This is a genomic window from Methylobacterium sp. 174MFSha1.1 (genome assembly GCF_900116815.1).
GTDB lineage: Bacteria > Pseudomonadota > Alphaproteobacteria > Rhizobiales > Beijerinckiaceae > Methylobacterium.
In genome coordinates, this window is the sequence record NZ_FPCB01000004.1 from 291,737 (window position 1) to 304,817 (window position 13,081).

16 protein-coding genes and 1 tRNA gene are annotated in these 13,081 nt (G+C 69.7%); 9 read left to right on the forward strand and 8 right to left on the reverse strand.

From position 1 onward, the window contains the following. Nucleotides 1–340: 340 nt before the first annotated feature. The 4 genes from BM430_RS01290 (at nt 341) to BM430_RS01305 (ending at nt 5,496) form a co-directional block, all read left to right on the forward strand. A complete protein-coding gene (locus BM430_RS01290; protein WP_093564519.1) occupies nt 341–1,951 on the forward strand; it encodes an ABC transporter substrate-binding protein in 1,611 nt (536 codons plus the stop codon). 73 nt (nt 1,952–2,024) lie between these two features. Beyond that, nucleotides 2,025–2,981: an ABC transporter permease gene (locus tag BM430_RS01295; protein ID WP_093564521.1), complete on the forward strand. Its 957-nt coding sequence runs from the start codon at nt 2,025–2,027 to the stop codon at nt 2,979–2,981. Beyond that, entirely contained in the window at nt 2,978–3,841 is an 864-nt protein-coding gene (locus BM430_RS01300; RefSeq protein ID WP_093564523.1) for an ABC transporter permease, read from the forward strand. Before BM430_RS01295 ends, BM430_RS01300 begins: the two co-directional genes overlap by 4 nt. Further along, the gene (locus tag BM430_RS01305; protein ID WP_093564525.1) at nt 3,838–5,496 is read left to right on the forward strand and encodes an ABC transporter ATP-binding protein; all 1,659 of its coding nucleotides are present in this window, start codon (nt 3,838–3,840) and stop codon (nt 5,494–5,496) included. Before BM430_RS01300 ends, BM430_RS01305 begins: the two co-directional genes overlap by 4 nt. 32 nt (nt 5,497–5,528) lie before the next feature. Here BM430_RS01305 and BM430_RS01310 read toward each other — a convergent pair whose 3' ends face one another. Continuing rightward, nucleotides 5,529–6,005 (reverse strand): Lrp/AsnC family transcriptional regulator, encoded by a 477-nt coding sequence (locus BM430_RS01310; protein WP_093564527.1) that lies wholly within the window; start codon nt 6,003–6,005, stop codon nt 5,529–5,531. Between the two features lie 363 nt (nt 6,006–6,368). On the opposite strand from BM430_RS01310, the gene BM430_RS01315 reads away from it, so the two are divergent. Next, nucleotides 6,369–6,653, forward strand: coding sequence for a hypothetical protein (locus BM430_RS01315; protein WP_093564529.1), 285 nt, complete (start codon nt 6,369–6,371; stop codon nt 6,651–6,653). A gap of 182 nt (nt 6,654–6,835) precedes the next feature. Further along, a tRNA-Ile gene (locus BM430_RS01320) sits at nt 6,836–6,911 on the forward strand. Between the two features lie 227 nt (nt 6,912–7,138). Here the strand turns inward: BM430_RS01320 and BM430_RS01325 are convergent. The 3 genes from BM430_RS01325 to BM430_RS01335 all read right to left on the reverse strand — a co-directional run bounded on the left by BM430_RS01325 (nt 7,139) and on the right by BM430_RS01335 (nt 9,116). Further along, a complete protein-coding gene (locus tag BM430_RS01325; RefSeq protein WP_244539246.1) occupies nt 7,139–7,903 on the reverse strand; it encodes an abortive infection family protein in 765 nt (254 codons plus the stop codon). 37 nt (nt 7,904–7,940) lie between these two features. Then, nucleotides 7,941–8,414, reverse strand: a complete 474-nt coding sequence (locus BM430_RS01330) for a hypothetical protein (protein WP_093564531.1) — start codon at nt 8,412–8,414, stop codon at nt 7,941–7,943. Nucleotides 8,415–8,609: 195 nt separating this feature from the next. Next, the gene (locus BM430_RS01335) at nt 8,610–9,116 is read right to left on the reverse strand and encodes a hypothetical protein (protein WP_093564533.1); all 507 of its coding nucleotides are present in this window, start codon (nt 9,114–9,116) and stop codon (nt 8,610–8,612) included. A 166-nt stretch (nt 9,117–9,282) separates the two neighbouring features. Here BM430_RS01335 and BM430_RS01340 point away from each other — a divergent pair, with 166 nt between their 5' ends. Further along, complete coding sequence (locus BM430_RS01340; protein ID WP_093564535.1) at nt 9,283–9,603, forward strand: hypothetical protein; 321 nt, start codon at nt 9,283–9,285, stop codon at nt 9,601–9,603. Between the two features lie 149 nt (nt 9,604–9,752). On the opposite strand, the gene BM430_RS01345 is transcribed toward BM430_RS01340, so the two are convergent. Beyond that, entirely contained in the window at nt 9,753–10,328 is a 576-nt protein-coding gene (locus tag BM430_RS01345) for a hypothetical protein (protein WP_093564537.1), read from the reverse strand. Between the two features lie 72 nt (nt 10,329–10,400). On the opposite strand from BM430_RS01345, the gene BM430_RS01350 reads away from it, so the two are divergent. After that, entirely contained in the window at nt 10,401–10,643 is a 243-nt protein-coding gene (locus BM430_RS01350; protein ID WP_093564539.1) for a hypothetical protein, read from the forward strand. Between the two features lie 38 nt (nt 10,644–10,681). Here the strand turns inward: BM430_RS01350 and BM430_RS01355 are convergent, their stop codons facing one another. From BM430_RS01355 to BM430_RS01365, 3 genes are all read right to left on the reverse strand, one after another. Then, nucleotides 10,682–11,314, reverse strand: a complete 633-nt coding sequence (locus tag BM430_RS01355) for a metallophosphoesterase (RefSeq protein ID WP_093564541.1) — start codon at nt 11,312–11,314, stop codon at nt 10,682–10,684. A gap of 163 nt (nt 11,315–11,477) precedes the next feature. Beyond that, nucleotides 11,478–11,843, reverse strand: coding sequence for a hypothetical protein (locus BM430_RS01360; RefSeq protein WP_143131913.1), 366 nt, complete (start codon nt 11,841–11,843; stop codon nt 11,478–11,480). 186 nt (nt 11,844–12,029) lie between these two features. Next, entirely contained in the window at nt 12,030–12,437 is a 408-nt protein-coding gene (locus BM430_RS01365; RefSeq protein ID WP_143131914.1) for a hypothetical protein, read from the reverse strand. Nucleotides 12,438–12,544: 107 nt separating this feature from the next. On the opposite strand from BM430_RS01365, the gene BM430_RS01370 reads away from it, so the two are divergent. Next, nucleotides 12,545–13,081, forward strand: a complete 537-nt coding sequence (locus BM430_RS01370) for a hypothetical protein (protein WP_093564547.1) — start codon at nt 12,545–12,547, stop codon at nt 13,079–13,081.

Consider the following 13,081-nt stretch of genomic DNA (forward strand, 5'->3'; position numbering starts at 1 on the left):
GAGCCGGGCCGGGCCCCGATCCTCCGGAGGGTGAGGGCGCCGGACGGGATCGGATGGCACGGACGTTGCGCCATCCGCGGAATTTCACCCGCCGCCGCCCGGATCGCCGGCGGCGTCGGACAGCCCTCCCGCCCCGGGCGCGGAAGCGGCACGACAGGAACGTCACGGCCCGCGAGACCGGATGTCGCCCGCGTCCCGGGCTCTTGCCAGGGCTCCCGGGCGACAGGTTCCGCCCGCGCCCTCGTCATCACCGTCGTCGCGGGACGTGGCCCGCATCGACGCGAAGAGCGTCCCGACTTCTCAGCCGACGACGGATCACCGTCGCACCAGGAGACTTGCGATGAGCGACAGGATGGCCAACTGGACTCCCGGTGACGACGCGATGATCGAGACCGCCATCCGGCGCGGCGCCGACCGGCGCGAACTGCTCAGGATGCTGTTGGCGGGCGGCGTGGCCCTCTCGGCCGGCACCGCGATCCTCGGCCGCGCCGGCGCGGCGCTCGCCGCCGAGCCGGTCAAGGGCGGCCACCTCAAGATCGCGGGCTTCTCGGCCTCCACCGCCGACACGCTCGACCCGGCCAAGGCCTCCAACGCCACCGACTACACCCGCGCTTGCGCCCTCTACAACCGGCTGACCTACATCAACGGCGCCGGCCAGCTGACGATGGAACTGGCCGACAGCGTCGAGAGCGCCGACGCCAAGACCTGGACCGTCCGTTTACGCAAGGGCGTGACCTTCCACGACGGCAAGAGCCTGACCGCGAAGGACGTGGTCTACTCGCTGAAGCGCCACCTCGATCCCGCCACCGGCTCGAAGGTCGCCACCATCGCCAAGCAGTTCGCCGATGTCACCGCCGCCGACGACCTGACGGCGACGATCACGCTGACGGCCGCCAATGCCGACCTGCCGACGATCCTCGCCTTGCACCACTTCATGATCGTGGCCGACGGCACCACGGACTTCACCAAGGGCAACGGCACCGGGCCGTTCGTGCTCAAGGAGTTCAAGCCGGGCGTCCGCTCGATCGTCGCCCGCAACACCAATTACTGGAAGTCGTCGGGTCCCTACTTCGACACCTTCGAGTATTTCGCGATTTCGGACGAGTCGGCGCGCCTCAACGCGGTCCTGTCGGGCGACATCCATGTCGGCGCCAACCTCAACCCGCGCTCGCTGCGGATCATCGAGGGCAACCCGGCGATCGCCCCGTTCATCAGCAAGCTCGGCACCTATACCAACCTCAACATCCGCCTCGATCTCGCGCCGGGCGACAAGGCCGGGGTGGTCGAGGGCTTCAAGTACCTGATCAACCGCCAGGTGATCCAGAAGTCGGTGTTGCGCGGCCTCGCCGAGATCGCCAACGACCAGCCGGTCCCGCCGTGGAGCCCGTACTTCAACGCCGAGTTCAAGCAGCGCGAGTTCGATCCGGAGCGGGCGAAGTCCCTGTTCCAGAAGGCCGGCATGCTCGGCCCGGAAATCCGCATGGTCGCCTCGGACGCGGCCAGCAGCTCGGCCGACTACGCCGCCGTGCTGCAGCAGGCGGGCGGCAAGATCGGGCTGAACCTCGTCATCGACCGCGTCCCCTCGGACGGCTACTGGTCGAACCACTGGCTCAAGGACGCGGTCGGCTTCGGCAACATCAACGCCCGCCCGACCCCGGACATCATCTTCTCGCAGTTCTACCAGTCGGCCGCGCCGTGGAACGAGAGCCGCTTCAAGTCGGAGAAGTTCGACGCGATGCTGCTCGAGGCGAGAGGCGCCCTCGACATGCCCAAGCGCAAGCAGATCTACGGCGAGATGCAGGCGATGGTCGCCAACGAGGCCGGCACCATCATCCCGGCCTTCCAGTCGAACCTCGACGGCGTCTCGCCCAAGCTGAAGGGGCTGGTGGCGAACCCGCTCGGCGGCATGATGGCCTACGGCCTCGCCGAGTACGCCTGGTTCGGGGCCTGACACCCCACGGGTCCCGGGGCGGTCCGCCGCTCCCGGGACCGCCCTCGTCGTCGCGGCCAGCGCGGGAGCGCCCATGAACACTCTCATCCTCCGCATGATCGCGGGCCGCGTGGTGGTCACGGTGGTGACGCTGCTGATCGTCGCCGTGGTCATCTTCTTCGCGACCGCGCTCCTGCCGGGGGATGTGGTGCAGATCCTGCTCGGCCAGGCGGCGACGCCGGAGGCGGTGAAGGGCCTGCGGACCGCCATGCATCTCGACCAGCCCGCCGCCCTGCGCTTCCTGATCTGGCTGAAGAACCTCGCGACCGGCGATCTCGGCGTGTCCTACGTCAACGGCCTCCCGGTCGCCGAGCAGATCGCCGGCCGCCTCGCGAACTCGCTCAAGCTCGCGGGCGTGACCGCGGCGATCTCGGTGCCGGTCGCGCTGACCCTCGGCGTCACCGCCGCCATCCTGCGCGGCACGCTCGTCGACCGGGTCGTCGCGGTCTTCACCATCGCGGTGATCTCCGTGCCGGAATTCATGGTCGCGACCCTCTCGGTGATCGTCTTCGCGGTGTATCTCGGCTGGCTGCCGGCCCTGTCGATGACCGGCGACGTCACGACGCTCGCGGGCCTGCTCAAGGCCTACGCGATGCCGGTGCTGACGCTGAGCTTCGTCGTCTCGGCGCAGATGATCCGCATGACGCGGGCCGCGGTGATCGAGACCCTGAACACGCCCTACGTCGAGATGGCTTTGCTCAAGGGCGCCTCGCGCCGCCGCATGGTGCTGCACCACGCCCTGCCGAATGCGCTCGGGCCGATCGTCAACGCGGTGGCGCTGTCCCTGTCCTATCTCCTCGGCGGCGTGATCATCGTCGAGACGATCTTCAACTATCCGGGCATCGCCAAGCTGATGCTCGACGCGGTGTCGACCCGCGACCTGCCGCTGATCCAGGGCTGCGCGATGGTGTTCTGCCTCGCCTACCTGCTGCTGATCACGGTCGCCGACATCGTCACCATCGTCTCCAACCCGAGGCTGCGCCACGCATGAGCGTCTCCCTGTCCAGCACCCGGCCGGCGCGCCGCTGGCGCCTCGGCTACCGGATCAGTCCGGTCGGCGCGGTCGCCTTCCTGGTCATCCTCGCCTGGGCGATCGTCGCGGTAATCGCGCCCCTGATCGCCCCCCACCCGGTCGGCGAGATCGTCGATTTCGACTTCTTCCAACCGGTCTCGGGCGCCTACCCGATGGGGACCGACTATCTCGGCCGCGACGTGCTCTCGCGCATCCTGTTCGGCGCCCGCTACACGGTGGGGATCTCGCTGGCCGCGGTCGCGATCGCCTGCTTCTGCGGGGTCACCCTCGGCATGGCGGCGGCGGTGGTCGGCGGGTTCTTCGATTCCGCGCTCAGCCGCTTCCTCGACGCGCTGATCTCGATCCCGAGCAAGATCCTGGCCCTCGTGCTGGTGGCGGCGGTCGGCTCCTCGATCCCGGTCCTGATCCTGACGCTCGCCGTCATCTACATCCCCGGCTCGTACCGCTTCGCCCGGGCGCTCGCCGTCAACGTCAACGCGATGGATTACGTCACCGTGGCGCGGGTGCGCGGCGAGCGGCTCGGCTACCTGATCCGCGCCGAGATCCTGCCGGGCATCGTCGGCCCGGTCCTGGCCGATCTCGGCCTGCGCTTCGTCTTCATCGTGCTGCTCCTCTCCAGCATGTCGTTCCTCGGCCTCGGCGTGCAGCCGCCGAACGCCGATTGGGGGGCGCTGGTGAAGGAGAATATCGGCGGCCTGTCCCTCGCCGCGCCGGCGGTGATCTTCCCGCTCATCGCCATCGCCAGCCTGACGATCAGCGTGAACCTGCTCATCGACAACCTGCCCCAGAAGATCCGCGACCGGAGCGAAGACGCATGAGCCGCCTCGTCGAAGTCCGCGACCTGAGGATCGAGGCGCGCACCGATGCGGGCCGCACGGTCGAGATCATCCGCGGCGTCTCGTTCGACATCGACGAGGGCGAGATCGTCGCCCTGATCGGCGAGAGCGGCTCGGGCAAGACCACGATCGCCCTCGACCTGATGGGCTACACCCGCCCCGGCTGCCGCGTCACCGGCGGCACCGTCACCCTCGACGGCGTCGAGATGGGGGCGCTGCCCGAGAGCCGGCGCGCCGCGATGCGCGGCTCGCTCGTCTCCTACGTGCCCCAGAGCGCGGCCGCCGCCTTCAACCCCGCCCACACGATCATGGACCAGGTCGTCGAGGTCGTGCGGATCCACGGCACGATGCCGATCGCGCAGGCCCGCGCCAAGGCAGTCGAACTCTTCCGTGCGCTCGCGCTGCCGAACCCCGACACGATCGGCGACCGCTACCCCCACCAGGTCTCCGGCGGTCAGCTCCAGCGCCTCTCGGCCGCGATGGCGCTGATCGGCGACCCCAAGCTCGTGATCTTCGACGAGCCGACGACGGCTTTGGACGTCACCACCCAGGTCGAGGTGCTGCGCGCCTTCAAGTCGGTGATGCGCAAGGGCGGCATCGCCGGCGTCTACGTCTCGCACGACCTCGCGGTGGTGGCGCAGATCGCCGACCGGATCATCGTGCTGCGCCACGGCGAGATCCGGGAGGAGGGGCGCACCGCCGACATCCTGGAGCGCCCGCAGCACCCCTATACCCGCGAGCTGCTGGCCGCCTTCCGCCCGGCCGCCGCACCGCGCGCGACCCCCCTCGACCAGGACGAGGCGCCGCTCCTCGTGGTGCGCAACGTGGTGGCCGGCTACGGCAAGCCCGACGAAGAGGGCCTGCCGGCGCTTCGCATCCTCAAGGGCGTCGACCTGACGCTGGCGCGGGGGCGCAACCTCGGCATCGTCGGCGAATCGGGCTGCGGCAAGTCCACGCTCGCCCGGGTGATCGCCGGCATCCTGCCGGCGGCGAAGGGCGAGATCCGCCTCGACGGCCGAACCCTGGCACCCGACTTCCGCAAGCGCCGGCGCGAGGATCTTCGCGATCTGCAGATCGTGTTCCAGTCCGCCGACACAGCGCTCAACCCGCACCAGTCGGTGGGCGAGATTCTGGCCCGGCCGCTCGCCTTCTATCACGGCATGGGCGGGCGGGAGCGTGAGGCACGGATCGAGCAGCTCCTCGACATGGTGCGGCTGCCCCGCCCCTTACGCCATCGCCGCCCCGGCGAGCTGTCGGGCGGGCAGAAGCAGCGCATCAACCTCGCCCGGGCGCTCGCGGCGGATGCCCGGCTGATCCTGTGCGACGAGATCACCTCGGCCCTCGACACGGTGGTGGCCGCCGCGATCATCGACCTCCTGAAGGAGTTGCAGCGCGAACTGTCGCTGTCCTACCTGTTCATCAGCCACGACATCGAGACCGTGCGGGCGGTCTGCGACGAGGTGGTGGTGATGTACAAGGGCGAGAAGGTCGAGCAGCTCCGCCCCGACGTGAATGGCGGCCAGCCGACGCAACCCTATTCGCGGCTGCTGTTCTCCTCGGTGCCGCAGCTGCGCACCGGCTGGCTCGACGGCCTGACGCAGGATCCCGAGCTCACCCGGGCCTTCGCGCAGCGGTAACGGGTCCCGCGCCCGGGTCCCGGGCGCGATCGTCAGAGCCGGAACATCGTGTCGAGCGGCAGGTACGACCGCACGATCGGCGACTTCAGCACGACGAAGCTGAAATACTGCTCGATGCCGATGTCGAGATCGAGCAGCCGCTCCATCGTCGTCTGGTACTCGATGACGTCCACGGTGACGAACTTGAGCAGATAATCGTAGCCGCCGGAGATCAGGTGGCACTCCATCACCGAGTCGATCTTCTCGATCGCGGCCAGGAACCGGGCGAAATCGGCCTGTCGATGGTTCTTGAGCGTCACCTCGGTGAAGACGGTCAGCGCCTGGCCGAGCTTCGACAGGTTGATCTGCGCCGAGTAGTTCGCGATGTAGCCCTCGCTCTGCAGCTTCTTCACCCGCATCAGGCACGGGCTCGGCGACAGGTTCACCCGCTCGGCGAGCTCGACATTGGTGATGCGGCCGTTCTTCTGCAGTTCGGAGAGGATTTTCAGGTCGATCCTGTCGAGCTTCATCGGGGTCTGTCTGGTTCGTCGTCGGCGCGGAGGCTCGGAGGAGGCTTGAAGGAGTTTTGCCGCTTTTGCCATGCCCCGCAATCGAGCGATCGGGCTCTCCGCCGGCACATTCCCCTTCGGTTTCGCGCGCGACGGCATGAAATGCCACTCGGCTGCCGCGGCGTCCCGGCCCGTGCCGGTGCGGGCAGGAGCGGGACGGCGATGCTCGTGGATCTTCGTTCGACGTTCCAGTCAATACAGCAATGTCATTCAATCTGAGGACGCGACCGGACTCGAATCGGCGGATAGATGCTGGCCGATCGGCCGCGTAGACCAAGCAGTCTCTCGGCAGACAGACAATAATCGAGATCCCGGGAGGGAGAGATGCGCTTGCTCGCTGCGCCGTTCGCGGTCTTGTTGATCGCCGGCTCCATGGTCCCCGCGGTGGCACGCTGTCCGCTGTACCTGCCGATGCGCGTCGGCCCGGCCACCGGCAACCCGGAGAAGGACACGGTCGGGCTGTTCTGCGCCCAGCCCGAGGCCGCCCTGCCCGCCGCCGCCCGAGTCGGCAGCCGCCCGGTGATGAATGTGGGCGCATCGATGGGAGATGCGGAGAAGGACACGATGGGATTCGCGTCGTCGTCGGGCATGGAGCAGGCCGCGCGCTGATCCCTCGACCGGGGCGAGAGCCCGGATCGGACGGCCCCCGTGCCCCCCGACTTGCGCAAAGAGGTTGCCAAGGGGATGGGCGAAGGGGCTTGCCGACGCCCTGGTCCCCAGGTACCTACGGGCAGGTCTTGCGTCGCCGTCTCTGCCGCCGAAGCGCTTAGAGACATCGAGACGAGGACCGAGGGCCTGTAGCTCAATGGTTAGAGCCGACCGCTCATAACGGTCTGGTTGTAGGTTCGAGTCCTACCGGGCCCACCACAATTTCCCCTCTGTAGAGCCCTCGATTGACCCCCTCCTCGCGGGGTCTTGTCAGGGGTACCGGAACCGAAACCGGAACCGCAAACGTGCAAAAGCCCCGCTCTGAGGCCCTCCGGCGGGGTGGTCGGCGACGCGGGCGCCGGCGCACGGCCAGCCCTTGAGGCGTCACAGGATCAGCCTGCCACTGCCCCCGTGGCCCGTTACAGGCCACGCCCCGGCCGGTCGGCTCAGCCCTTGCCGCGCTCCTGGTAGGTCTCGACGAGGAAGGTCGCGACGGCGCCGGCCGCGTTGACCGCGAGGCTGGCGTGGCGCGGCGATGGACGGACGCGGGGCCGCTCGTCCGTCGGCGGGTCGTCGGCGTGCGCGTCGGAGAACCGGTTGCGCAGGGTCCCGAGCCCGTTCACCAGATTCATGGCCCCGCCGAGGATGGCCTTGATCGGCACGTCTCGGTGCTGGTCCGGGGCCAGCCTCAGCCCGGCGGCGACCAGGCCGTAGAGCTTGGGCAGGTCGTCCTTTGGGGCGTAGTCGATGTGGAGCCCGTCGAGGATGTGCTTGCACACCGCCTCCAGCAGCGTGCGCGCGACGGTGATGGCGCCCTCGGGGTCGGAGGTCCGCCGTGCGAGGGCCTTGGTCCAGACCGCATGCACGCCGTCGACATCGAACGAGGCGAGCGCGTCTCCGACCACCGCGTCGCCGGGGGCGCGGTTGCGGCCCTCCAGGTGGTCGATCAGTGGCGTGAACGATTCGCGGATGAAGGCCCGGCGCTCCTGGTACCGGCCGAGCTTGTCCTTGATGAAGGGCCAGAACGCATCGAGCGTCCGGCAGGTCCGGACGTAGTCAGGGAGGAGGACCCGCACCTCGGCATCGGCGATGAACTCTCGGCGCAGGTGCTCGTAGACGTGGCCGTCGCTGGACCGGCCCGTCGCGTGCTCGATGAGGATGCCCTCCATCATCGCGACCTGCTCCAGGCGTGTTTTGGGGATGTCGTCCACACGTCGTACCTCCGGCTACGCCTAGGAGTAGCGCGGTTTAGTTCGCCGGTCCTTGACCACGCCGGTGAGCGGCCTCCTCGTCCTCCAGCATCATGGCGACCCGGAGGGCCTCGGAGACCCGCTCGCGCTCCCTCGCGCGCAAAGCGGAGACCTCAGCCTTGACCCGGTCTGGGTCGAGGTCGGGCGCGCCTGGGATAGCGGCGATTCCCTTGCACCAGGCCTTGGCCCCGGCATGCGCCACGCGGGCGAGCAGAACCTCGCGGACCAAGTCGCCGGGCAGGTCCGAGGCGACGACAGTCTCACGGTACAGGCGCATGAGCTTCGCCTTGGCCGCCTCCCACCGGTCGAACGCCTCGTCGTACTCGGGCGTCGAGCGGCAGCCGACCGAGCCGTCGGGGAACCGGACGGTGGTACCGGGCTCGCGTAACCGAAGGCGATTGTGGGCGTCGGCTACCCGGCGTTGGGCCCGCATAAGAAGGAGTGCCCTCTGCGCCGTCTCGATGTTCGTCATCTCCGCCATCGTGCCCCCCCCTTGGTCATGCCGAGGGGACCGTGACCGGTTCGGGTTAGCGTCGCGTCTATGAGGGCGCGCTGGCTTGGCGTCCGGATGCCACAACAAAACGGGGCACCCTCAAGTATAGGGCGCCCCGTTACGTCTAGATATTGTAACGAATAGTCAGCGGGATGCCAAAGCCACCCCCGACGATTACCGTCCGATCAGGCGCTCGGCGACGGCTCGGGAAGCGGCCTCCTTCGCGACCCCCCGGGCCGTCAGGCCGCGGATGGCGAGACGCAGCACGGCCTCGCCATCGACGACCAATCCTACCGCGGAGCCCCTGGCCCGGATGCGGGCCGCGGCGTTCCCCTCGCGCAGGACCTGAGCGAGCGCGGCGCTCACGACGGTATCGACCGTGCGGCGGTCGGGGAGCCCGGCGGCGCGGCGCTCCTCGCGCTCGACGCGCTTCCGCTCGGCCTCGACGCGCCGGTGGGCGGCCGCCTCGGCCGACGCGGACAGAGGCGTGGCCGCCACCGGGGCGGCTTCGTCGGCCACGGGCTCCGGGACGTTCTCGTCCTCCCCAGCGGGCTCCGGCTCCGGCTCGGACGCCTCGGGCTCCGGCGGGTCGAACTGGTCCATCGCGATCTCGCGAAGGAACTCCTCGATGAAGGGGTCCTGCTCGCCGTCGTTGTCTTCGTTGTCGTGGTGGTAGCCCATGGAAGCCTCCCGCTGCGTACAGGGGGAGTGTCCGCCTGGGCCATGAAAGCCACTATGCCATCCGGATGCCTGGCGTCCGGATGCTAGGGCCCAGGGCTTCCTTTACCCTGCGCACAGGAAGGCGTCGGGCGACTCTTGGCGCCGATTCGCGGAGCTGCGATCTCTGATGAACGCACCGACGGAGGCCGCCCTGATGGCTCACTATCATACCTCAGCTCACCAGGTTGGCGCCGCCTTCGAGGGTGTCGCCTACGGTCTCGCCGGCGGCCTTGCCTCCGTCCTCATCGCCGGCCGCCAGGCCCGCGCCGAGCGCGACGCGGCGAACGCTGACGAGTGGTACGCCGTCGCCGCCCGCGTCCGGGCCGGACGCATCGAGGCCGTCAGGGCCAGGCAGGCGGACGCCGCCCGCGCCGAGGCCGCCCGCCTGGCTGACGACGCGCAGCGCATGCGGCTCCTCATGCTCCGGGCGCGTGCGGCTGCAGCATGAACTGATGCCACCGCGGGTGCAGCCCAGGTCGAGTGAGGCGCAGCCCGCAAGAGTCAATGGCTTCAAGCAAGCGAGACGTCGCTATCCCCAAATAAAGAAGCCCGCCTCGGGAGACCGAGGCGGGCTTCGTGGTTCCTAGGGGCGTCCGATCAGGCGACGGCGAAGGCCGGTGCGGGCCGGTGAGACGCCTCGCGGCGGTCGCGCCGGGGCTCGCCGTCCGGACGCGCTCTCGGCTTCGCCTTGGCGGCTACGCGCTCCACTTCCTGCCGGTGCCACTCCGCCAGCGTGAGCGGCCGGGGCAGCGAGGCGAGCGGCCGGTTGCCGAGCAGGTGCGCGCCGACGTGGCGGGGCTCCAGCGAGGCGAGCTTGAGCGCCTGCGCCGGCGTCAATCGGTCGAGGTAGCACCGGGCCGCCTCGTCGAGGCAGGCCGTCGCAGCGGGGGCCTGCCCGGGCAGCGGTGCCAGGTGCGCCACCGCGGCGCGCCCCCATGCCTCGTGGACGGCGGCCGGCGTGGCGGCGGTCTTAGCCTTGGCGGCGGCGTCCTCCTGCGCCATCGCCTCTATCTCGGCCATGGCCTCGGCCTGCGCCTCGGCTACTGCCGGCGGCGGGGCGGTGACGGCCCGGGCGACCCAGCGGGCGCCGTCCCAGACCATACGGGGGGCTGCGGCCATCGCGGCCATGGCGGCCTTCATCACGGCGGCGATGAAGCGGATAAGCGAACGCACGGGGGACCTCCTGAGGGGTGACCCCGTCAGGGTGCGCTCAGACAACGAAAGCCACATCTGGAGAGCGGAAGCGTGAACCCGACCCTGCTAGTGGCCGCCGGCGAGGCGCTGTTCGGACCCGAGTGGCGTAGGCCCCTGGCGGCCGCCCTCGGCGTCGATGCGCGCCTGGTTCAACGGTGGGCCAACGGGCAACGTGGCATCCCGCCCGAGGCCGCCCCGGCGCTGCTCGCCCTGCTCGAAAAAGAGGGGTCGCCGCTAGAGGCGCGGGCCCTGGCCCTGCGCCGGGCGGCCGCCGCCATCGAAGCATCCGAATAACGAAGGGTCCCGGGACGCTCTCCGGGGCCCTTCTCGTTTCAGGCCTGCTCGGCCTCTCGGGCTCTCTCGGCCTCCTGGCGGCGCCGGATCTCGAACTCCTCGGGCTCGGCCGGGCTCGCCTGCAGCCACGGCACGATCTCGGCGAGCGTCACCGGCCTCATGTTCCAGGCGTCGACGCCGACGTCGCAGGACCGGCACGTGCCCGGCATCGAAGCGTGCGTGTGGCCGAAGAGGTTGATCGCGCCGTGATGGATGTGCGGCCAGGACCGCATGGCGTAGTGCGTCAGCACGACCTGCTGGTAGCCACCCGGCTGGAAACCGTCGGCGAACGGGATCTTGATCACCTGAAGGTCGGAGGGCGCCTCGGACCACGGCAGGTCTAGGACGCGGTCGCGGTCGTGGTTGCCCCGGATGAAGCACTTGCGGCCGCGCAGCCGGGAGAAGACTTCCGCGCACCGCTCGGGCGAGCTCTTCATGGCAAAGTCGCCGAGGTGCCAGACGGTGTCGCGCGGGCCGACGACGGCGTTCCAGGCGGCGATGAGGGCTTCGTCGTGCTCCTCAGTGGAGCCGAACCGGCGCTTGCTCATCTCCATGACGCCGGTGTGCCCGAAGTGCGTGTCGGCGGTGAAGAAGACGCGGGCGGGGACGGTCGAGTGCTTGGTCTTGGACATGAAGGCAGCCTCCTTGGAAGGGGGCTGCGCGCATGGCGTCACGCCCCGGGGGTCGGTCTCAGGCGGGGGTGGCGTATGCGTTTCACGGCGGGCCTTGTGGGACTTCAGTGGGCTAGGGATCGCAGCTCGCGCCGGGGGCGGCAAGTGACGGTTGGTGGCAGGGTTACGTATTCCCTGGCCGGATAGCCTGGGCGGCGGGGTAACCGGGGCGTGCCGGATTTCCAGCAACCGCCTCGGAGGCCTCCTCCGTCAGGCGCAGGCTCTTGCACTCCTTGGCGACGGCGGCCCATCGGGCGGCGCGCTGCTCGGGCGTCAACGTGTCGATGATGCGGCCTTTCAGGGCTTGGGCGTTCAGCCACTGGACCGTGTGCTGAGCGGCCTGAGTGAGCTTGGCGACGGCATCGCGCGCGGCGTCCGAAGTCACCACCGCCTCGACCGTTGCCGTGAAATCGTGGATGAGGGAGACCACCCCGGGAAGGGGAGGCGTTTGGGTATCGGGCAGCTTCGCCGGCGCCGGATTTTCGGACACGCCCTTGCGCGCCTGTGCGGCCGCCTTCCGGCGCGCCCGACGGTTGCCCTGGAAGCACGGGCGCCCCCGCTCCTCAAGGTTAGCCTCGCCATGACGCGCCAGGTGCTCGATCCACTCGCGCGCCGGTTCGCTTGAGCGTTACCGCCACCGGCTGGCCGTCAGGGGCTTCGACCTCGAACGCCTCCCTCACGCCGCCCTCCGCAGGTCGTCGAGGTCGTAGCGCCGCAGGGTGACGTAGTCCCGGTCGTCCTCGGCCGGCACCTTCATGTCGGCCGGGCCGGCGGCGTTGTCGTAGGCGCCGCGCTGGTACCCGACGCGGTATGCCGCCTCCAGCGTGGCGTCACGGACGAACCCGGCGTCGAGCAGAACCTTCAGGGCGGCCTTCAGGTCGTCGACGAGCTCGACCTCCCACGCCGCGATGGCCGCCTCGACCGCCTCGACGTCGCTCAACGACCTGAGCTTGGCGAGGCGATCCGCCTCCGTCCTGGCGCGGGTCGCCCGCATCTCCTCGACGACCTCGGCCAGGAGCGTCGCCTCGTGCTCGTCGAGGGCGGAGACCGCCTTCGCGAGTTCCGTCACCTTCCCCACGTCCATGACCATCCCCCCGGGTCCCTGCGGGGATTCTACGGGGACGCGTCGATTCGGGGAGGGACGCCGTCGCCCCGCTGGCGCTCAGCCGGGGCCGTGCTATCCCGACCGACATGGAGATCGAACTGGAAGCGATGGACGCGGAGCGCTGGCCCGCCCCCGAGGGGTGGACCGTTGTCGGCCGGATCGGGCGCAACGCCCTGGCCTACGACCCGGAGAGGCAAGCGCACCTGCTCGGCGATGGCGAGCCGGTGCCGCTCGACCGTGCAGAGGTCAACGCAGCCCTGGAGCCGGCCATCGACCGCGCGGCGAGCAAGCTCTGGCCGGGAGGGTGGACATACGCCTTCGAGGAGGTCTTCGGGATCAAGCGGCGGAACCTGGCCGCCGAGCGCCTCGCCCGTCAGGGCATGCCTCCGAGCGTTCTGCTCGTCCTGGCCAATGCTGCCTCGGAGCCTGACGCCGAAGTGCTCGGGGGCCTGATCCTGGCCATCGCTCGCTATGCCGACGCCGCCCCCGGCATCGACGAAGCCGAGCGCCTGTCGATGGCCGTGGACGCGGCGAAGCACGCCTCCGACGTCGTCCGCGCAGCCCGCAGGGGAAAACCCGCCTGGCCGCGCCAGCTTAAGGTCTGGTTAGGAGATCCGGACTAG

Coding starts and splice junctions, on each gene's coding strand:
- BM430_RS01290 (WP_093564519.1), top strand. CDS start 341: ATGAGCGACAGGATGGCCAACTGGACTCCCGGTGACGACGCGATGATC.
- BM430_RS01295 (WP_093564521.1), top strand. CDS start 2,025: ATGAACACTCTCATCCTCCGCATGATCGCGGGCCGCGTGGTGGTCACG.
- BM430_RS01300 (WP_093564523.1), top strand. CDS start 2,978: ATGAGCGTCTCCCTGTCCAGCACCCGGCCGGCGCGCCGCTGGCGCCTC.
- BM430_RS01305 (WP_093564525.1), top strand. CDS start 3,838: ATGAGCCGCCTCGTCGAAGTCCGCGACCTGAGGATCGAGGCGCGCACC.
- BM430_RS01310 (WP_093564527.1), bottom strand. CDS start 6,005: ATGAAGCTCGACAGGATCGACCTGAAAATCCTCTCCGAACTGCAGAAG.
- BM430_RS01315 (WP_093564529.1), top strand. CDS start 6,369: ATGCGCTTGCTCGCTGCGCCGTTCGCGGTCTTGTTGATCGCCGGCTCC.
- BM430_RS01330 (WP_093564531.1), bottom strand. CDS start 8,414: ATGACGAACATCGAGACGGCGCAGAGGGCACTCCTTCTTATGCGGGCC.
- BM430_RS01335 (WP_093564533.1), bottom strand. CDS start 9,116: ATGGGCTACCACCACGACAACGAAGACAACGACGGCGAGCAGGACCCC.
- BM430_RS01340 (WP_093564535.1), top strand. CDS start 9,283: ATGAACGCACCGACGGAGGCCGCCCTGATGGCTCACTATCATACCTCA.
- BM430_RS01355 (WP_093564541.1), bottom strand. CDS start 11,314: ATGTCCAAGACCAAGCACTCGACCGTCCCCGCCCGCGTCTTCTTCACC.
- BM430_RS01365 (WP_143131914.1), bottom strand. CDS start 12,437: ATGGACGTGGGGAAGGTGACGGAACTCGCGAAGGCGGTCTCCGCCCTC.
- BM430_RS01370 (WP_093564547.1), top strand. CDS start 12,545: ATGGAGATCGAACTGGAAGCGATGGACGCGGAGCGCTGGCCCGCCCCC.